We start from the raw sequence: 19,493 nt of genomic DNA, 5'->3' as shown, positions 1-19,493 counted from the left end.
CGATGCTTCGATGCCCCTCCCGAAAGCAGAACTGCACCTCCACATCGAAGGCACCCTGGAGCCGGAGCTGGCGTTCGAGCTGGCTGCCCGCAACGGGGTGACCCTGCCGTACGCGGACACGGACGAGCTCCGCAAGGCGTACGACTTCGAGGACCTCCAGTCCTTCCTGAACCTGTACTACGAACTCATGGCCGTCCTGCGCACCGAGCAGGACTTCGCCGACCTGGCGGACGCCTACCTGGCCCGCGCCGCCGCGCAGGGCGTGCGGCACGCGGAGATCTTCTTCGACCCGCAGGCCCACCTCGCGCGGGGCGTGCCGATGGGCACGGTCGTGGAGGGGCTGTGGCGTTCGCTGGGCGCCGCCGAGGAGAACCACGGCGTCTCCACGAAGCTGATCCTGTGCTTCCTGCGGGACGAGTCCGCCGAGTCCGCGCTCGCCACCCTCGAAGCCGCCCGCCCGTATCTGGACCGGATCACCGGGGTCGGCCTGGACTCCGCCGAGGTCGGGCATCCGCCGGTGAAGTTCCGCGAGGTGTACGAGGCCGCCGCCGCGCTCGGGCTGCGCCGTGTCGCGCACGCCGGTGAGGAGGGGCCGCCGGAGTACATCACCGAGGCGCTGGACGTGCTCGGTGTGGAGCGCGTCGACCATGGCCTGCGGTGCATGGAGGACCCGGCGCTGGTCGAGCGGCTGGTCCGGGACCGCGTCCCGCTCACCCTGTGCCCGCTGTCCAACGTCCGCCTGCGCACCGTCGACACCCTGGCCGACCATCCGCTGCCGGCCATGCTCGACGCCGGCCTGCTGTGCACGGTGAACTCCGACGACCCGGCGTACTTCGGCGGGTACGCCGGCGACAACTTCGCCGCCGTGCGGCGGACCCTAGGACTGACCGAGGACCGGCTGCGCGAACTGGCCCGCAACTCCTTCCTGGCCTCCTTCCTGGAGGACGACGAGGAGCGGCGCGCCCGCTACATCGCCGAGGTCGAGGCGTACGAGTTCGGGGACGCGGTCTCGTAGGCCTGCCGGGCGGCCACGGCGGGCGTCTCCACCGGGACCTGCACGACCGGGAGTTCCGCGACCGGCACGGGACGCCTGCCCGTGCGCAGCGCCACCGCCGTCATCGGCACGGCGATCAGCAGCAGTCCGGCGCCGAGCAGCAGTCCCATGCCGGGGAATCCCGCCCGGCCGGCGAGCAGGCTGCCGGCCAGCGGCCCCGCCGCGGTGCCCAGGGAGGACGCCGAGCCGACCAGGACCGCCCAGCGGCCGCGGGGGTCCAGCGAGGCGGCGAGTCCGATGACGTACGACAGCACGACCGGGTAGAGAAGGTTCCAGGAGATCTCGCCGGCCGCGAAGGCCGGCAGGTCCGTCGCCGAGGCGCTGAGCGCGATGCAGGCGGCGATGAGCGCCGTGCCGCCGCCGATGGGCAGCGCGCGGCCGAGGCGCGGGCCGAGCGCGCCCGCGCCCAGCACGCCGAGCAGTCCGGCGCCCAGCGCGATCGCGAACACCGCGCCGACGGTGACCTCCGTGAGGTGGGCCTGGGCGAGGCCGATCCGGCCGCTGACGCCCCACAGGGAGTTCTGGGCGAGGGACCAGCAGGGCATGGCGGCGGCGAGCAGCAGCCCGGCCCGGGGGTGGGGGAGACGGCCGTACCCGGCGGAGGTGCGGGCCGGTGCCGTACGGGCGGGCAGGAGCTTGGTGAACGGCCAGGCGGCGAGCGCGGTCAGCGCGACGGCGGCCAGGGGGAGCCCGTGTCCCGGACCGAGGTGCGGGATCGTCAGGTAGAGGGCGCCGGCGAGGGCGGAGACACCGAGCAGGCCGAGGGTGGTGACGCGGTGCGGGTCCCGGTGGGCGGCGATGCCGCTCGCGGCGACCGCCGTGACCGTGCCGGACCCGAATCCGCCGAGGAGCGCGCCCGCGACGACGGCGGGCACGGCGCCCGTGACGGCGGCACCGCCGTAGCCGAGGAAGGCGGACGCGAGACCGGCACGGGCGAGTGCCCGGGGTCCGAACCGGTCCACCCGGGACGCCAGCAGGAAGCCCGCCGCCGCCGAACTCAGCAGCAGGGCACTGCCGATGGCCCCGGCCTGGGTGGCGGTGAGCGGGAGTCCGCTGTCGAGTCTGCCGACGGTGGTCGGCAGCAGATACGGGGCGAGATACCCGGCCGTGAAAAGGGCGACGAGGGGCCAGGGCAGGGTGCGGGCGGGCGACACGGGCGTTCCCAGGGCAGGCGAGAGGAGCGAGGCTCAAGAAGGAGGGGGAAGGGCGACGACCGTCGACGGACAGGAACGCGCGAGCAAGTTGTATCAAGCACGCGGTTCCGGAAGAAGATCGGAGGGTGTGATCCGGGTCACTCCTGCGTTTGAGGGTTTCCGGGTCGGGTAGAAGGCGCCGACTTCCGAGGCTCCACCCGCTCAGCACGGGTGGGGCCTTTCGTGTGTCCGCCATTGACGGCCGACGTCCGTGTATCTAGCCTCTGTTCTCATACATGGACGACATTCATAAGGGGAGATGGTCAGGTGGGCGGCGACCCGGCTCCGCAGAACGTGGCGCGGCGACTGCGGGAGGGGATGGCGCGAGGCGTGCTGTCCTTCCCCCTCACCGCCTTCCATGAGGACGGCTCCCTCGACCCCGACGGCTTCCGGGCGCACGTCGCCGAGCGGCTCGCCGCCGGATGCGGCGCCGTCTTCCCGGCGTGCGGCACCGGCGAGTTCTTCTCGCTGGACGAGGACGAGTACCGGACGGCCGTCGGCATCACCGTCGAGGAGGCGGCCGGACGGGTGCCCGTCGTGGCCGGCACCGGATACGGCTGGGCGCAGGCCGCCCGGTTCGCGCGGATCGCCGCGGAGGCCGGCGCCGACGCCCTGCTCGTGCTGCCGCACTACCTGGTCGAGGCCCCGCAGGACGGCCTCGCCGCGCAGCTGGAGCAGCTCGCCGCCCGCACCCCGCTGCCGCTGATCACCTATCAGCGCGGCCCGGTCGCCTACACCGCCGCGTCGTTGCGGCGCATCGCGCGCCTCCCGAACGTCATCGGTCTCAAGGACGGGCACAGCGACCTCGACCGGCTCCAGCGCCTCACCCTCGCCGCCCCCGACGGCTTCCTCTTCTTCAACGGCGCCGCCACCGCCGAGATCCAGGCCCGCGCCTACGCCGCCGTCGGCGTCCCCGCCTACTCCTCCGCCGTGCACGCCTTCGCGCCCGAGATCGCCGGCGCCTTCTTCACCGCGCTCCGCGACGGGGACCACGGCGGTGTCGACAAGCTGCTGCGCGCCTTCTACGTCCCCTTCGTCGAACTCCGCGACCGCGCGCCCGGCTACGCCGTGTCCCTGGTGAAGGCGGCGGCCCGGCTCCGCGGGCAGCGGGTCGGGCCCGTGCGCGCCCCGCTCACCGAGCCCTCGCCCGGCGACCTCGCCGCCCTGAAGTCCCTCCTCGCCGCCGGACTCGACCTCGTGGGAGCCGCCCTGTGACCCGTGACCTGACCATCGCCGAGGTGCGGCTGACGCCGATCCTGGTCGCCGACCCGCCCCTGCTCAACACCCAGGGGGTGCACCAGCCGTACACCCCCCGGCTGATCGTGGAGATCGTCACGGCCGACGGGACCACCGGGATCGGTGAGACGTACGGCGACACCAAGTACCTGGTGCCGGCCCGGGCGCTGGCCGAACGACTCCCCGGCCGTTCGGTCATGGATGTGAACGGCCTCTTCGCGCTGGACCTCGCGGTCGACGCCTCCGGGGTCGGGGAGAGCGTCGACGCCGGCGGGCTGCGCGGGGTGCAGAGCGCCGACAAGCTGCGGCTGTCCGTGCTGTCCGCGTTCGAGGTCGCCTGCCTGGACGCCCAGGGCAAGGCGCTCGGGCTGCCCGTGCACGCGCTCCTCGGCGGCCGGCTCCGCGACACCGTCGAGTACAGCGCCTACCTCTTCTACAAGTGGGCCCACCACCCCGCGGACGCCGCGGCCGGCCCGGACGAGTGGGGAGCCGCCCTGGACCCGGCCGGAATCGTCGCGCAGGCACGGGAGTTGCAGCGGCGGCACGGCTTCGGCTCGTTCAAGCTCAAGGGCGGCGTCTTCCCGCCCGACCAGGAGGTCGCGGCCGTCCGCGCCCTCGCCGGGGCCTTCCCCGGGCACCCGCTGCGCCTCGACCCCAACGGCGCCTGGTCGGTCGCGACCTCGCTGGAGGTGGCCGCCGAACTCGGGGACGTCCTGGAGTACCTGGAGGATCCCACGCTCGGCACGCCCGCCATGGCCGAGGTCTCGGCGGGAACCGACGTCCCCCTCGCCACCAACATGTGCGTGACCACCTTCGGCGAGATCGCGGAGGCGTTCACGAAGGACGCCGTCCAGGTCGTCCTCTCCGACCACCACTACTGGGGCGGCCTGCGCAACACCCGGCACCTCGCCGCGATCTGCGCCGCCTTCGGCGTCGGGGTGTCCATGCACTCCAACACCCATCTCGGCATCAGCCTCGCCGCCATGACCCACGTGGCCTCGACCGTGCCGAACCTCCACCACGCCTGCGACTCCCACTACCCCTGGCAGTCGGAGGACGTCCTCACCGAGCGGCTCGCCTTCACCGGCGGCCGGGTCGCGGTGCCCGACGGGCCGGGGCTCGGCGTCGAACTCGACCGGGACGAACTGGCCCGGCTGCACCGGCGGTGGGCCGAGGACGACGGCTCGCTGCGGGACCGGGACGACGCGGCGGCCATGCGCGCGGGCGAACCGGGGTGGCACACACCGGTGATGCCCCGCTGGTGACGGGCACCACGGGCGATTCCGGTGGGTGACCTGGTGCACACTGGCCAGAACCGCACCACGTCAGGGAGCGCACCGTGACCCCCTCGCACACCGTCGCCGGAGAGGAACCGGACCATCTGACGCCCGCCACGCGCTGCCGGGCCCAGATCGACCCGCTGACCGCGCTGCGCGCCCCGGGCGACCCGCCCTGGGACGTCTGCCTCACGGGCACGGTCTTCCTCGACATCGTCTTCACCGGCCTGGACTCGGCGCCGGTGCGCGGTACCGAGTCCTGGGCCCGGGGCATGGGCTCCAGCCCCGGCGGGGTCGCCAACATGGCCGCCGCCCTGGCCCGCCTCGGCCTGCGCACCCTCCTCGCCGCGGCCTTCGGCGACGACCACTACGGCGAGTACTGCTGGGACGCCCTCGCACAGGGCGAGGGCATCGACCTGTCCGCCTCGCGGACCGTCCCGGGCTGGCACTCGCCGGTGACCGTCTCCATGGCGTACGAGGGCGAACGCACGATGGTGTCGCACGGGCACGAGCCGCCGCCGGAGGCCGTGCTCGTCCAGCAGGGCGCGCCGGACTTCCCGCCCCCCGCCCGGGCGGCCGTCGCCTCCCTGACACCGGGCCGCCGCGCCCCGTGGATCGCGCGGGCCGCCCGCGCGGGCACCCGGATCTTCGCCGACGTCGGCTGGGACGAGACCGGGGCGTGGGACCTGCGCGGACTGGCCGACCTGGAGCACTGCGAGGCCTTCCTGCCGAACGCGGAGGAGGCGAAGCGGTACACCGGCGCCCACTGCCCGCGGGAGGCCGCGCACGCGCTGACCGAGCACGTGCCGGTGGCCGTGGTGACCCTGGGGTCCGAGGGGGCGTACGCGGTGGACCGGCGCACCGGGGAGACGGCCGAGGTGCCGGCGATCGCCGTGGAGGCGCTGGATCCGACGGGGGCGGGCGACGTGTTCGTCGCCGGGTTCATGACGGGCTCCCTCGCGGGGTGGCCGCTGGCCGACCGGCTGGCCTTCGCCGGGCTCACGGCCGCCCTGTCGGTGCAGGAGTTCGGGGGGTCCCTGTCCGCGCCGGGATGGTCGGAGATCGGGGCGTGGTGGCGGCGGGTGCAGTCCGTGGAGGGCCAGGACCCGGCGGCGCTGCGCCGGTACGCGTTCCTGGAGGGGCTGGTGCCGGAGGAACTGGACCGGCCCTGGCCGCTCGCCCGGGCGGTGCCGACCATCGGGTTCCGCCGGTCCGGCTGAGCGGGCCGGACGGCGGCCGGCGGAAAAGTCCTACAGGCTTGTCGGTCCACCGTCGTACTCTGGAACGGCGAGGCCGCCCTCAGCCATGCGGCCGTGACGAGGAGGAAGCGCAGGCCTTCAGCGCCGGCCCATGACACAGACACCCACAGCTCAGAGCCCCGCGCAGGAGCGGGCGCGAGCGCAACTGACCGTCCCCGCCCAGCACCCCATGGTGACCGTGCTGGGTTCCGGCGACTCCCTCCTGCGTGTGATCGAGAGGGCCTTCCCGGCAGCCGACATCCATGTCCGGGGCAATGAGATCAGCGCGGTCGGCGACCCCCAGGACGTCGCCCTCATTTCGCGCGTGTTCGACGAGATGATGCTGGTGCTCCGCACCGGGCAGCCGATGACGGAGGACGCAGTGGAACGCTCGATCGCCATGCTCAAGGCGAGCGAGAACGGGACGAGCGACGGGCCGGAGACCCCGGCCGAGGTACTGACGCAGAACATCCTGTCCTCGCGGGGCCGCACGATCCGCCCGAAGACCCTCAACCAGAAGCGGTACGTCGACGCGATCGACAAGCACACGATCGTCTTCGGCATCGGCCCGGCCGGTACCGGAAAGACCTACCTGGCCATGGCCAAGGCCGTCCAGGCCCTACAGTCCAAGCAGGTCAACCGCATCATCCTGACCCGTCCCGCGGTCGAGGCCGGCGAGCGGCTGGGCTTCCTGCCCGGCACGCTCTACGAGAAGATCGACCCCTACCTGCGCCCGCTGTACGACGCGCTGCACGACATGCTCGACCCCGACTCCATCCCGCGGCTCATGGCCGCCGGGACGATCGAGGTCGCGCCGCTCGCCTACATGCGCGGACGCACGCTCAACGACGCCTTCATCATCCTGGACGAGGCCCAGAACACGAGCCCCGAGCAGATGAAGATGTTCCTCACCCGCCTCGGTTTCGACTCGAAGATCGTGATCACCGGTGACGTGACGCAGGTCGACCTGCCGAACGGCACCAAGTCCGGTCTGCGGCAGGTGCAGGAGATCCTGGAGGGCGTGGAGGACGTCCACTTCTCCCGGCTGTCGTCCCACGATGTCGTACGGCACAAGCTGGTGGGCCGTATCGTCGACGCGTACGAGTTGTACGACAGCAAGCACGGCACCGAGAACGGCACCCACAAGGGCGGCCGCGGCAGAACCGGTGCCAAGGCTCCCAAGGGGAAGTAGACCAGCACGACCATGTCGATCGACGTCAACAACGAGTCCGGTACCGAGGTCGACGAGCAGGCGATCCTCGACATCGCCCGCTACGCGCTCGCTCGGATGCGCATCCACCCGCTGTCCGAGCTCTCGGTGATCGTCGTGGACGAAGACGCCATGGAGCAGCTGCACATCCAGTGGATGGACCTGCCCGGGCCGACCGATGTCATGTCGTTCCCGATGGACGAGCTGCGGCCGCCCACGAAGGACGACGACGAGCCGCCGCAGGGGCTGCTCGGCGACATCGTGCTGTGCCCGGAGGTCGCCACCAAGCAGGGGGCCGAGGCGCCCACGCAGCACTCCATGGACGAGGAGCTCCAGCTGCTCACCGTCCACGGGGTGCTGCACCTGCTCGGGTACGACCACGAGGAGCCCGACGAGAAGGCCGAGATGTTCGGGCTCCAGGCCGCCATCGTGGACGGGTGGCGGTCCGAGCACGGGCTGACCGGGCCGTCCCCGGCGCCGACCGTCTCGTAAGCGGGCGGCATGTCTCCACAGATCGTGATCGGCGCGATCGCGCTGGTCGTCGTCGCCTGGCTCGCCGCCTGCGCGGAGGCGGGCCTCGCGCGGGTCTCCAGCTTCCGTGCCGAGGAGGCCGTGAAGTCGGGCCGGCGCGGTGGCGCCAAGCTCGCGCAGATCGCCGCCGACCCCACCCGCTACCTCAACGTGGCCCTGTTGGTCCGCGTCGCCTGCGAGATGGCCGCCGCGGCCCTGGTGACCTACGCCTGCCTCCAGGAGTTCGACACCACCTGGCAGGCGCTGCTGGTCGCCATCGGCGTGATGGTCCTCGTGTCGTACGTCGCCGTGGGCGTCTCCCCGCGCACCATCGGCCGCCAGCACCCGCTGAACACCGCGACCGCGGCGGCGTACGTGCTGCTGCCGCTCGCCCGGATCATGGGGCCCGTCCCGTCCCTGCTGATCCTCATCGGCAACGCCCTGACCCCCGGCAAGGGCTTCCGCCGCGGCCCCTTCGCCTCCGAGGCGGAGCTACGCGCGCTGGTCGACCTCGCCGAGAAGGAGTCCCTGATCGAGGACGAGGAGCGCCGCATGGTGCACTCGGTCTTCGAACTCGGCGACACCCTCGTGCGCGAGGTCATGGTCCCGCGGACCGACCTCGTCGTCATCGAGCGGTACAAGACCATCCGGCAGGCCCTCACCCTCGCCCTGCGCTCCGGGTTCTCCCGGATCCCGGTCACCGGCGAGAGCGAGGACGACATCGTCGGGATCGTCTACCTGAAGGACCTGGTCCGCAAGACGCACATCAGCCGGGACGCGGAGAGCGACCTGGTGTCCACCGCGATGCGCCCGGCCGTGTTCGTGCCCGACACCAAGAACGCCGGCGACCTGCTGCGCGAGATGCAGAAGGAACGCAACCACGTCGCCGTCGTCATCGACGAGTACGGCGGCACCGCGGGCATCGTCACCATCGAGGACATCCTGGAGGAGATCGTCGGCGAGATCACCGACGAGTACGACCGGGAACTGCCGCCCGTGGAGGACCTCGGGGACGACCGCTACCGGGTCACCGCCCGTCTCGACATCACCGACCTCGGCGAGCTGTACGGCCTGGAGGAGTACGACGACGAGGACGTGGAGACCGTCGGCGGACTGCTCGCCAAGGCCCTCGGCCGCGTGCCCATCGCGAGCGCGTCCGCCGAGGTGGAACTGCCCGACGGCCGCAGGCTGAAGCTGACGGCGGAGGCGGCGGCCGGCCGCCGGAACAAGATCGTCACGGTCCTGGTGGAGCCGGTCCCCGCGCCGCCCGCCGAGAAGGAGAACCCCGAGTGACGCCCCGGGAACTGCGCGCCTTCTGCCTGTCCTTCAACGCGGTCGTGGAGGACTTCCCGTTCAACCCGGAGACCTCGGTCTTCAAGGTGCTGGGCAAGATGTTCGCCCTGACGGCCCTGGACGCGCGGCCCCTGACGGTCAACCTCAAGTGCGACCCGGAGGACGCGCTCCGGCTGCGCGGGGAGCACGAGGGGCTGATCGTCCCCGGCTACCACATGAACAAGCGGCACTGGAACACGGTGACCGCCGACGGCGCACTGCCGGACCGGCTGCTGCGCGAGCTGATCGAGGACTCGTACGACCTCGTCGTCGCGGGGCTGCCGCGGGCGGAGCGGCTGCGGCTGGACCGGCCGTAATCGCCTTGCGGGGCCGGGCTGACCCCATGTCAGAATCCGGCGCATGACTGTTCGATACCCGCGCCCGCTGCGCCCAGGTGACCGTGTCGGTGTGACCTCCCCGTCCAGCGGGGTCGCCGAGGGGCTGCGCGGCCGCCTCGACGTGGCGGTGCGCGACCTCGAGGCACGCGGCTACGAGGTGGTCGTGGGCCGGTGCATGGACGGCTCGACGCACATCAGCGCCCCCGCCGCCGAACGCGCGGCCGAACTCACCGCGATGCTGACCGACCCGTCGATCCGGGCCGTGGTGCCGCCGTGGGGCGGCGAGACCGCGATCGACCTGCTGCCGCTGCTCGACTTCGAGGCGATCGGGCGGGCCGAGCCGACCTGGATGGCCGGCTGGTCCGACATCTCCACGATCGTCACCCCGCTGACGCTGCTCACCGGTGTCGCGACCGTCCACGGCAACAACCTCATGGACACCCCGTACCGGACCCCCGAGGGCCTGGTGTCCTGGCTCGACATCGTCACCGCCCCGCAGGGCGGGTCCTTCGCGCAGACGCCGCCCGGCCGGTACCGGTCCGGCGGGTTCGACGACTGGACCGCGGACCCGGAGGTCCGTGACCTGACCCTGGACGCCGAGGGCGGCTGGACCCGGCTGGACGGGGAGGGGGACGTCGACGCCCGGGGCCGGCTGATCGGCGGCTGCGTCGAGATCCTCGCCAACCTCGCGGGCACGCCGTACCTGGACACCTCGCGGTTCGCCGGGGACGAGCCGCTGCTCGTCTACGTCGAGGCCTGCGAGGACAACGCGTTCACCATCTGCCGCAATCTGCACGGCATGCGCCTCGCCGGGTTCTTCGACCGCGCGGCCGCCGTCCTCGTGGGCCGCACCCACGCCCCGGACAGCCGCACCCTCACCCAGTACGAGGCCGTCCTCGACGCGCTCGGCCCGCTCGGGGTGCCGATCGTCGCCGACGTCGAGTGCGGCCACGTGAGCCCCCACCTGCCCCTGGTGAACGGCGCGCGCGGCCGTGTCGTGCACACCGCCACGCGGAGCGAGATCGTCCAGACCCTGGACTGACCCGGTGCGGGCCCGGGCCGGGCACCCCGTGGCCGGGCGCACGCACCGCCGCTTCGTATGCTCAGGGCATGACCGAGAGCAACGCGCTTGACCCCGAGGACCGCAAGATCGTCACCCTGGCCCGTTCCGCGCGGGCCCGCAACGGCGTGCCGGAGGGGGCGGCCGTACGGGACGACACCGGGCGTACGTACGTCGCGGGGTCCGTGGAGCTCGCCTCGCTGAGGCTGAGCGCGCTGCGCACGGCCGTCGCGATGGCCGTGGCGTCGGGAGCGCGGTCCCTGGAGGCGGCGGCGGTGGTGAGCGACGCGGAGGCCGTGGCGGCCGAGGACCTGGCCGCCGTCGCCGATCTCGGCGGCGCCGGGACGCCTGTCCTGCTCGCCTCGGCCGACGGGACCGTCCGGGCCACCGTCTCCGCCGGCTGAGGCCGGGCGGGACCGAACGACAGGTCGGCCGGAATTCAACCTTGCCGTCGCCCGACCCTCGCGCATCAATGAAGCCGTAAGTTCCGACGACCCGTCAGATCCGCACCGCCGTGCCGGGTGCCCGCATCCGCCCGCCCGGCCTGCCGCTCGTCGGCGCACCTTCCGACCATCCCCACATGGCATCCCCACAGGGAAGGGAAGCGGATCCCCATGAGAGGCACACGCACGGCAACGGGTGCGGCGCTGGCGGCCGGGGCCCTCGCGGTCACCGGACTCGCCTTCGCGCCCACCGCGGCGGCCGTCACCCCCCAGACGGCGACCATCACCGCGAGCTGCGGTTTCTTCGGCGGTGGCGCGGCCACGCTCACCGCCACGCAGAACGGCACGTCGGCCACCATCACCCTCACCTCCACCGCGATCAGCGCGCCGGTCGCGGTCGCGCCGGACTCGATCTCCTCCACGCTCACCCTGGCCAGGGCGGGCGGCGGCGGTGTCGTGTTCAGCGGGACGAAGAACCCGGCCATGAACACCGGCGACCCGGTCAGCGTCGGCCCGCTGCCGGGCACCGTCGCCGCCGGGGACGCCCTGGACGCCTACGGCGGCTCCCTGAAGATGGTGATCTTCGGGATCACCGTGACCTGCAAGGCGAACGCCCCGCAGGCGCCCGGCCCGTTCGTCTTCGACTGAGCGGTCCGTACCGGGTGAGCGATCTGTTCCGGATGCCGCAGAAACTGATGATCCGTCAGGTTTCTGCGGCATCTCCATTGACTTCTCACCCCCGCTCCACATCAATGCCCCCTGTCGGCGCAGATGAGCCGCTGCGCCAGCAACCCTCAGGAGGGGGCCCATGGGTCCGACACCCCGAAGAACCCGACGGTGGCGCTGGGCGTCGCTGTTCGGGGCGACCGCCCTCGCGGTCACCGCGGGCGGCGCGCTGGCCTGTCCGGCCGGTGCCGCCGGCGCGAACGTGGACTTCGCCACGCACTGCATCCCGCCCGCCGTCTCCGGCCTGCCGCCGATCGACGGCACCACCACCGCGAGCGTGTCGGTGGACAACACCAAGCCCAAGGTGGGCGACACGGTCACCGTGACCTACACGGTGGTCACCCCCGCCGCCGGCAACCCCACCGACCTGGCCCTGCCGGCCGACATCATGACCCCGACCGGCAAGGTCGCGCTCGGCGGCGCCCAGACCGGGTCCGTCACGGTCGCCGGGCCGAAGAAGAACACCCCGGTCCCGGGGAAGGCACCCTTCCCGTCCTTCTCCATGACCGGCACGTTCACCGTCACCAAGGCCGGGCAGATCACCCTCTCGCCCGGCGACTACAACATCCACACCAGCTACATCCTGGAGCTGGACACCCCCTGCACGGTCACCAGCCCCCCGGCCCCGACCTCGGAGACCGTCACGGCGACCGACGGCACCCCGGCCAACACCCGGGCCATCTCGCTCGGTTCGGCCTCCGGTGACCTCGGCGCCGCCGTCACCGTCAGCGGCACGAACTTCACCCCGGGCGCGAGCGTCACCCTGGCCGGACGGTCCGGGACCACCCAGACGGCCGACACCGCGACCGTGACCGCGAACGCCCAGGGCTCCTTCAGCGGCTCCCTCGTCGTCAACGACAGGACGACGACCGGGGTCGTGGCCTACGAGGGCGCGTCCTGGAGCGCGGACAAGGGCGCGGGCCCCGCGGCCTACGTCGTCAACGACAACACACCCGTCCCGCCCGGCAGTCAGAAGCTGACGACCACCGTCAAGGCGGGCACCCTGTCCATGTCCCAGGCCGGGGACTCCGTCGCGCTGTCGGCGGTCGACTTCGGCAAGGGCGGGGCCTCGACCGGAGCCCTGCGGACGGTGACCGTCAAGGACTACCGCGGCGGGCCCGCGGGCTGGTCCCTGACCGGCAAGGTCACCGACTTCGCCGGCCCCGGTGCCAAGATCGACGCCGGGAAGCTGAGCTGGACCCCCACCTGCGCGACCAAGGCGGGCAGCCCCAGCACCTGCAAGGCCGGTTCGGCGGGCGCCGTGGGTCTGACGGGAGCGACCCTCGCGTCGACCCCCGACGGCACGGTCACCGGCGGTGAGTTCACCGTCGACGCCGGACTCTCCCTCGACGTACCGGCGTTCACGCCTCCCGGCGCGTACTCCGGCGTCCTGACCCTCACCCTCACCTGACCCGCACCCCGACACCGGTGGCCGGGCGCCCCGCCCTGCGAACGGGGCCGCACCCGCCCGACCGCCACCACCCCGAGCCCACGGGGGGTCCGCACCCATGCGCAAGCCGTACGTCCTCCTCCTGAGCCTGCTCCCCCTCCTTCTCGGGCTCCTCGGCCTCCTCGGCACACCGGCACGGGCCGCCGACAACGGCAGCTGGTCCGTCTACCCGGTCGCCTCGAAGGTCGCCGCGCGCCCCTACTTCTACCTCTCCGCCGACCCCGGCCAGACCCTCACCGACAAGGTCGCCGTCCAGAACAAGACCGGCCGGCCGCTCACCTTCCGGCTCTACGCGGCCGACGCCTACAACACCGCCCGCGACGGCGGGTTCGCCGTGCGCACGGTCGGGGAACGCATGCGCGGGGTCGGCGCCTGGGCGCGGCCCACGAAGTCACGGATCACCGTGCCCGGACACCGGACCGTCACCGTGCCGTTCACCCTGCGCGTCCCCGACGGCGCCGAACCCGGCGACCACCCCGGCGCGATCGTCGCCCTCGACGAGCGGGTCGACCCCGGCACCGGCAGACTCGCGCTCGGTGTGCGACGGGCCGTCGGCGCCCGCGTCTACCTCCGGGTCGGCGGTCCCACGCTGGGCGCCCTGGCCGTCGAGCACCTGCGGATCGGCCACCACCAGCCCGCGATGCCGGGCTTCGGCGACAGCACGGCGACGGTCTCCTACACCCTGCGCAACACCGGGAACGTCACCCTCCACCCCAAGGCCCGGCTGACCGCGCGCGGACTGTTCGGCCGGACGCTGCTCGACCGCGAACTCACCCGGATGCCCTCCGAGCTGCTGCCCGGACAGCGGGTACGGCTCACCGAGACCTGGCACGGGGCGCCCCAGCTCGACCGGGCCGACGTGACGCTCACCGTGCGCGCGCCGGGCACCCGGGAGTCGGCGAGCGCCTCGTTCCTCGCGCTGCCCTGGCTGCTCGCGACGCTGGTGTTCGCGGCCGGCGTGGTGACCGGGGTGCTGCTGGTCAGAGCGCGTCGGGGCCGCGCTCGCCGGTCCGCACCCGCACGACCGTCTCCACGGGCACGGACCACACCTTCCCGTCCCCGATCTTCCCCGTCTGCGCGGCCCTGACGACCGCGTCGATCACGTCGTCCGCGGCCGCGTCCTCCACCACCACCTCGATGCGCACCTTCGGCACCAGGTCGACCCGGTACTCGGCACCCCGGTACACCTCGGTGTGGCCGCGCTGCCTGCCGTAGCCGCTCGCCTCGGTCACGGTCAGACCCTGCACCCCCAGCTCCTGGAGGGCGGTCTTGACCGAGTCCAGACGGTACGGCTTGACGATCGCGGTGATGAGCTTCATGCCTGGGTGTCGACCTTCTGCGCGCTGGTGCCGGTGAGGACGGAGTGGGAGACCGGGGCGCCGTGCCCCAGGACCCCGTGATCGTAGGCCGTCTCGGCGTGCACCGTAAGGTCCAGACCGGTGTGCTCCTGGTCCTCGCTCGCACGCAGGCCCATCACCCTGTCGAGCAGCCGGCCCAGGCCGTACGTCACGCCGAAGGCGTACAGCGCGACGGCCGCCACGGCGAGCAGCTGCCTGCCCAGCGGGACGAGCCCGCCGCCGTAGAACAGCCCCTCCGTGCCGCCCGTCATCGCCCGCTCGGCGAACAGGCCGATCAGCAGGGTGCCGATGACACCGCCGACCAGGTGCACACCGACGACGTCGAGGGAGTCGTCGTAGTTCAGCCGGAACTTCCAGCTCACCGCGTAACTGCAGACCACGCCCGCCGCGAGGCCGACGGCGAGGGCGCCGAGCAGCGAGACCGTGCCGCAGGAGGGCGTGATCGCGACGAGACCGGCGACCGCGCCCGAGGCGGCGCCGAGGGTGGTGGGGTGGCCGTCCCGCCTCTGCTCCACGAAGAGCCAGCCGAGCAGGCCGGTGCAGCCCGCGGCCAGGGTGTTGAGGAAGGCGGCGGCCGCGAGACCGTTCGCGCCGAGCGCGCTGCCCGCGTTGAAGCCGAACCAGCCGAACCAGAGCAGGCCCGCGCCGAGGATCACCATCGGCAGGTTGTGCGGGCGCATGGCGTCCTTCTTGAAACCGAGCCGCGGCCCGAGGACCAGGCACAGGGCCAGTCCGGAGGCGCCGGAGGCGATCTCGACGGGCATGCCGCCGGCGAAGTCGAGGGCGCCCAGCCGGTCCACGATCCAGCCGCCCGGACCCCACACCCAGTGGGCGACCGGAACGTATACCGCGAGGGTCCAGACCGGTACGAACACCAGCCAGGCCGAGAACTTCGCCCGGTCGGCGACGGCTCCGCTGATCAGCGCGGCCGTCACGATCGCGAAGGTCAGCTGGAAGGTCGCGAAGAGCAGGGTCGGGACCGAGCCGTGGACACTGTCCGGACCGAGGCCGCGCATGCCGGAGTGGCCGAGGCCGCCGACGAGCCCCGCGAAGGTGTCCCCGCCGAAGGCCAGCGAGTATCCCGCCGCCAGCCACACCACCGTGACCAGGGCGATCGAGACGAAGCTCATCATCAGCATGTTGAGGACGCTCTTCGTGCGGACCATGCCGCCGTAGAAGAGGGCCAGGCCCGGGGTCATCAGCAGGACGAGGGCGGTCGCGGCGAGCAGCCAGGCGGTGTCACCGGTGTTCACGTGCGCGGCGGCGAGGGTCACGGGCGTCTCCAACGGTGTGGGGGCTCGTCAGAGCGTCACCGGTGCCGGTTTCCGGTCGCGTACAGGCGTGTTTCCGTGACGTTTCGTTGCGCGCCGGTTTCCGGAAGCTCACGGCGTCGGGGGCCGGCGCGGGGCGGTCACGGCGGCTGGTGCGGCGCGGTCCCGTGGATCAGGGACAATGAACGCCATGAGCGTTCGTACCCAGTCATCCGAGCAGCCGGCCGAGTCCGCCCACCGTGCCGGCTTCGCCTGCTTCGTGGGCCGCCCCAACGCGGGCAAGTCCACCCTCACGAACGCTCTGGTCGGGCAGAAGGTGGCGATCACCGCCGACCAGCCGCAGACGACGCGGCACACGGTGCGCGGCATCGTGCACCGGCCCGACGCGCAGCTGATCCTGGTGGACACCCCGGGCCTGCACAAGCCGCGCACCCTGCTCGGCGAGCGGCTCAACGACGTCGTGCGCACGACGTGGGCCGAGGTCGACGTGATCGGCTTCTGCCTGCCGGCGAACGAGAAGATCGGTCCCGGCGACCGCTTCATCGCCAAGGAACTGGCCGGCATCCGCAAGTCCCCGAAGGTCGCCATCGTCACCAAGACCGACCTCGTCGACTCCCGTGCCCTGGCCGAGCAGCTCATCGCGATCGACCGGCTCGGCAAGGAGCTGGGCATCGAGTGGGCGCAGATCGTCCCGGTGTCGGCGACCGCGAACAAGCAGGTCGACCTGCTGGCGGACCTGCTGATCCCGCTGCTGCCCGAGGGCCCGGCCCTCTACCCCGAGGGCGACCTCACCGACGAGCCCGAGCAGGTCATGATCGCGGAACTCATCCGTGAGGCGGCCCTGGAGGGCGTCCGCGACGAGCTGCCGCACTCCATCGCGGTGGTCGTCGAGGAGATGCTGCCGCGCGAGGACCGTCCGGCGGACAAGCCGCTGCTGGACATCCACGCCAACGTCTACATCGAGCGCCCCAGCCAGAAGGGCATCATCATCGGCCCCAAGGGCAAGCGCCTGAAGGACGTCGGCATCAAGTCCCGCCGGCAGATCGAGGCCCTGCTCGGCACACCGGTCTTCCTCGACCTGCACGTCAAGGTCGCGAAGGACTGGCAGCGAGACCCCAAGCAGCTGCGCCGACTGGGCTTCTGAGGGTCACCTCACGCCCCTGATCCGGTTCACCAGCACCGCGCCGGCCAGGCCGACCACTGCGGAGAACAGGTACAGCGCCCGGTAGCCGCCCAGGTGGGTCACGATCGGGGCGGCCAGGGCCGGGGCGGCCACCTGCGGGAGGGCGTTGGCCACGTTGATCACGCCCAGGTCCTTGCCCCGGTCCAGGGCCTTCGGCAGCACGTCGGTCATCAGCGCGAAGTCGACCGAGGTGAACACGCCGAAGCCGACACCCAGCACGGCCGCCGCCATGATCGCGCCCGGCCAGGTCTGGAGGCCGGCCAGCAGCGCCGTCGCCACCGCCATCAGCACCCCCGACCAGACGACGAACGGCTTGCGCCGGCCCACCCGGTCGGACCACACACCGCCCGTCACGACCGTCGCCGTCAGGGTGAGGCTGTTGACGGCCGTCAGGATCAGCACGCCCCGGTCGGGGTCGGGATGGTGCAGGCGGTCGCGGAGGTAGTACAGCAGGTACAGCAGCACCAGCGAGTTGCCGAGGTTGATCAGGAACCGGGTCAGCCAGGCCCAGGCCAGATCCGGATGACGGCGCGGACTCATCCGGAACCCGGCCGCGAAGCTCCGCCAGGACCACTCCGGGCGGTCCGCGCGCGCGAGCCGCAGGTCCCGGTGGCACAGCACGTACGGCAGCACGCCCACCACCGTGAACACCGCGCAGGCCGCGTACCCGGCCCGGACGCCGCCCGCCGCCGCGGCCAGTCCCGTGCCGGCGACCACGCCCAGGACCTGCGCCGCGCCCAGCCAGCCGCCCACCGTGCCCCGCTGGAGCCGCGGCACCCGGTCGGGCACGGCCGCGGTCACCGCCGCGAAGGCCGCGTTCAGGGTGAGCTGCACCAGGCACCAGCCGACGGCCATCGTCCCCACCCCGCCCGCGCCCGCGAGCAGCAGCAGCGCGAGCGCGCCACCCGCCGTCCCGGCCACGATCCACGGGGTACGGCGGCCCGCCCGGGCGGTCGTACGGTCCGACAGGGCGCCGAAGAGCGGGTTCGCGACCAGGGAGACCACCGCGCCCGCGCCGGTCACCCAGGCCAGCACCGTCTCCTTCGACATCCCGGAGCCGGGCGCGAAGTCCTCCGCCTGGGAGGCGAGCAGGATCTGCAACGGACCGAACCAGCCCACCCAGATCGCCCCGTTGGCCAGCGACAGCGCCGCCGTCCAGCCCCGGCCCACCCGGACCGTGGGCTCGGCGAGCGCGGCCGGGGCACCGCCGGTGGTCATCCCTGGTTCCGCAGCACGTCCCGGAACCAGTGGTAGGACGCCTTCGGGGTGCGCCGCTGGGTCGCGAAGTCGACGTGGACCAGCCCGAAACGGCGGGCGTAGCCCTCGGCCCACTCGAAGTTGTCCATCAGGGACCACACGAAGTAGCCGCGCACGTCCACCCCGGCCTCCGACGCGGCGTGCAGGGCGCGCAGATGGGCGTCCAGGTAGGCGATGCGGTCCTGGTCGTCGACGCCCTCGTAGGAACAGCCGTTCTCGGTGACGACGATCGGCGGGAGCCGGTCGCCGTAGCGTTCGCGGAAGCCGCACAGCAACTCGGTCAGGCCCTCCGGGACGACCGGCCAGCCGAAGTCGGTCACCGGGCGCCCCTCGATCTCCCGCAGCGAGAAGGGGAGTTCGTCGGGCAGCACTACTCCGCCGTACTCGGACTCGCCGCCCCCGGGGGCCCCGACCCGGGTGGGGGCGTAGTAGTTGACGCCGTACCAGTCGACCGGTTCGCCGATGACCCCCAGGTCGGACTCCACGTCCCCGGGCATCAGTTCGCCCATGCCGTCGGGGTAGCGGCCCAGCAGGACCGGTTCGGCGAAGAGGCGGTTGAGCAGGAGGTCGTAGAAGCCGGCCGCCTCCACGTCGGCCGCCGCCCCGGAGGCGGGCCAGGTCGGGCCGTGGGAGTTGGCGATGCCGATGTCCGTCGCGCCGGCCGCGCGCAGCGCCCGCACCGCGAGCCCGTGGGCGAGGAGCTGGTGGTGGGCGGCCGGAAGGGCGTCGAAGAGCAGCTTGCGGCCGGGGGCGTGGGTGCCGAGCGCGTGCCCGAGGAGCGTGTGCTCCGCGGGCTCGTTGAGGGTGATCCAGGTGCCGACCCGGTCACCGAGCCGTCCGGCCACCACCGACACGTACTCGGCGAACCGGTCGGCGGTGTCCCGGCGCAGCCAGTCCAGCGAGGCGGGCAGGTCCCAGTGGAAGAGGGTGGGCACGGGGCGTACGCCGGCCGCGCACAGCTCGTCGACGAGGCGGTCGTAGAAGTCGAGTCCGCCGGGGGAGTTCACCCGGGGCCAGGAGACGGAGAAGCGGTAGGCGTTCACGCCGAGCCCGGCGAGGAGTGCCACGTCCTCCCGGTAGCGGTGGACGTGGTCGCAGGCGACCGCCGCCGTCGAACCGTCCTTCACCCGCCCGGGGACGTCCGTGAAGTCGTCCCACACGGACCGCTCGCGGTCCTCGGCCGCGCCCTCGATCTGGTGGGCGGAGGTCGAGACACCCCACAGGAAGCCGTCCGGGAAGCGGGGCATCGGATCGCCTGCGTCAGTCGCCATGGCCGGATCATCCTTACCCCAGGTAACTCACGTCAACGCCCGTGCGCGAAGCGCCGGTTGCGCCGGGCGAGCCGCGGTCCCGCGGA

Annotated in this window: 19 protein-coding genes; 14 read left to right on the top strand and 5 right to left on the bottom strand. The window is 72.7% G+C overall.

The window, feature by feature from the left end; translation table 11 throughout:
• The first annotated feature begins 10 nt into the window (after window positions 1-10).
• Window positions 11-1,015, top strand: a complete 1,005-nt coding sequence (locus ACF08B_RS10125) for an adenosine deaminase (RefSeq protein ID WP_392316926.1) — start codon at window positions 11-13, stop codon at window positions 1,013-1,015.
• Here ACF08B_RS10125 and ACF08B_RS10120 read toward each other — a convergent pair.
• A complete protein-coding gene (locus ACF08B_RS10120; RefSeq protein ID WP_392316925.1) occupies window positions 967-2,208 on the bottom strand; it encodes an MFS transporter in 1,242 nt (413 codons plus the stop codon). The two genes, ACF08B_RS10125 and ACF08B_RS10120, sit on opposite strands and share 49 nt — an antisense overlap.
• Window positions 2,209-2,565: 357 nt before the next feature.
• On the opposite strand from ACF08B_RS10120, the gene ACF08B_RS10115 reads away from it, so the two are divergent.
• From ACF08B_RS10115 to ACF08B_RS10060, 12 genes are all read left to right on the top strand, one after another.
• Entirely contained in the window at window positions 2,566-3,462 is an 897-nt protein-coding gene (locus ACF08B_RS10115; RefSeq protein WP_392317279.1) for a 5-dehydro-4-deoxyglucarate dehydratase, read from the top strand.
• A complete protein-coding gene (locus ACF08B_RS10110; protein ID WP_392316924.1) occupies window positions 3,459-4,748 on the top strand; it encodes a glucarate dehydratase family protein in 1,290 nt (429 codons plus the stop codon). The genes ACF08B_RS10115 and ACF08B_RS10110 overlap by 4 nt, the downstream gene beginning before the upstream one ends.
• Before the next feature lie 74 nt (window positions 4,749-4,822).
• Window positions 4,823-5,980 carry a carbohydrate kinase family protein gene (locus tag ACF08B_RS10105; protein WP_392316923.1) on the top strand — a complete coding sequence of 386 codons (1,158 nt, stop codon included), beginning with the start codon at window positions 4,823-4,825 and terminating at the stop codon, window positions 5,978-5,980.
• Window positions 5,981-6,110: 130 nt separating this feature from the next.
• The gene (locus ACF08B_RS10100) at window positions 6,111-7,190 is read left to right on the top strand and encodes a PhoH family protein (RefSeq protein ID WP_392316922.1); all 1,080 of its coding nucleotides are present in this window, start codon (window positions 6,111-6,113) and stop codon (window positions 7,188-7,190) included.
• A gap of 12 nt (window positions 7,191-7,202) precedes the next feature.
• Window positions 7,203-7,700, top strand: coding sequence for an rRNA maturation RNase YbeY (ybeY, locus tag ACF08B_RS10095; RefSeq protein ID WP_073893832.1), 498 nt, complete (start codon window positions 7,203-7,205; stop codon window positions 7,698-7,700).
• A gap of 9 nt (window positions 7,701-7,709) precedes the next feature.
• Window positions 7,710-9,011 carry a hemolysin family protein gene (locus ACF08B_RS10090; protein ID WP_392316921.1) on the top strand — a complete coding sequence of 434 codons (1,302 nt, stop codon included), beginning with the start codon at window positions 7,710-7,712 and terminating at the stop codon, window positions 9,009-9,011.
• Window positions 9,008-9,367 (top strand): MmcQ/YjbR family DNA-binding protein, encoded by a 360-nt coding sequence (locus tag ACF08B_RS10085; RefSeq protein ID WP_392316920.1) that lies wholly within the window; start codon window positions 9,008-9,010, stop codon window positions 9,365-9,367. The genes ACF08B_RS10090 and ACF08B_RS10085 overlap by 4 nt, the downstream gene beginning before the upstream one ends.
• Before the next feature lie 43 nt (window positions 9,368-9,410).
• Window positions 9,411-10,430 carry a S66 peptidase family protein gene (locus ACF08B_RS10080; RefSeq protein ID WP_392316919.1) on the top strand — a complete coding sequence of 340 codons (1,020 nt, stop codon included), beginning with the start codon at window positions 9,411-9,413 and terminating at the stop codon, window positions 10,428-10,430.
• A 68-nt stretch (window positions 10,431-10,498) separates the two neighbouring features.
• Window positions 10,499-10,852 (top strand): cytidine deaminase, encoded by a 354-nt coding sequence (locus tag ACF08B_RS10075; protein ID WP_093477775.1) that lies wholly within the window; start codon window positions 10,499-10,501, stop codon window positions 10,850-10,852.
• A gap of 210 nt (window positions 10,853-11,062) precedes the next feature.
• Entirely contained in the window at window positions 11,063-11,539 is a 477-nt protein-coding gene (locus ACF08B_RS10070) for a hypothetical protein (RefSeq protein ID WP_093477776.1), read from the top strand.
• 160 nt (window positions 11,540-11,699) lie between these two features.
• Window positions 11,700-13,028, top strand: a complete 1,329-nt coding sequence (locus tag ACF08B_RS10065) for a beta-xylosidase (RefSeq protein WP_392316918.1) — start codon at window positions 11,700-11,702, stop codon at window positions 13,026-13,028.
• A gap of 97 nt (window positions 13,029-13,125) precedes the next feature.
• The gene (locus tag ACF08B_RS10060) at window positions 13,126-14,154 is read left to right on the top strand and encodes a WxL protein peptidoglycan domain-containing protein (protein WP_392316917.1); all 1,029 of its coding nucleotides are present in this window, start codon (window positions 13,126-13,128) and stop codon (window positions 14,152-14,154) included.
• Here ACF08B_RS10060 and ACF08B_RS10055 read toward each other — a convergent pair.
• A complete protein-coding gene (locus tag ACF08B_RS10055) occupies window positions 14,048-14,386 on the bottom strand; it encodes a P-II family nitrogen regulator (protein ID WP_093477781.1) in 339 nt (112 codons plus the stop codon). The two genes, ACF08B_RS10060 and ACF08B_RS10055, sit on opposite strands and share 107 nt — an antisense overlap.
• The gene (locus ACF08B_RS10050; protein WP_392316916.1) at window positions 14,383-15,699 is read right to left on the bottom strand and encodes an ammonium transporter; all 1,317 of its coding nucleotides are present in this window, start codon (window positions 15,697-15,699) and stop codon (window positions 14,383-14,385) included. Before ACF08B_RS10050 ends, ACF08B_RS10055 begins: the two co-directional genes overlap by 4 nt.
• A gap of 187 nt (window positions 15,700-15,886) precedes the next feature.
• Here ACF08B_RS10050 and era point away from each other — a divergent pair, with 187 nt between their 5' ends.
• A complete protein-coding gene (era, locus tag ACF08B_RS10045) occupies window positions 15,887-16,840 on the top strand; it encodes a GTPase Era (protein WP_392316915.1) in 954 nt (317 codons plus the stop codon).
• 3 nt (window positions 16,841-16,843) lie between these two features.
• Here the strand turns inward: era and ACF08B_RS10040 are convergent, their stop codons facing one another.
• Both ACF08B_RS10040 and ACF08B_RS10035 read right to left on the bottom strand, forming a co-directional pair.
• Entirely contained in the window at window positions 16,844-18,097 is a 1,254-nt protein-coding gene (locus ACF08B_RS10040) for an MFS transporter (protein ID WP_392316914.1), read from the bottom strand.
• Window positions 18,094-19,407, bottom strand: a complete 1,314-nt coding sequence (locus ACF08B_RS10035) for a GH1 family beta-glucosidase (protein ID WP_392316913.1) — start codon at window positions 19,405-19,407, stop codon at window positions 18,094-18,096. Before ACF08B_RS10035 ends, ACF08B_RS10040 begins: the two co-directional genes overlap by 4 nt.
• Window positions 19,408-19,493 lie beyond the last annotated feature (86 nt).

The sequence above is a fragment of the Streptomyces sp. NPDC015139 genome, from assembly GCF_043079785.1.
Classification (GTDB): Bacteria; Actinomycetota; Actinomycetes; order Streptomycetales; family Streptomycetaceae; genus Streptomyces; species Streptomyces albidocamelliae.
Note: the sequence above shows the minus strand (reverse complement) of the source record. Positions and strands in the feature narration are given on the sequence as shown.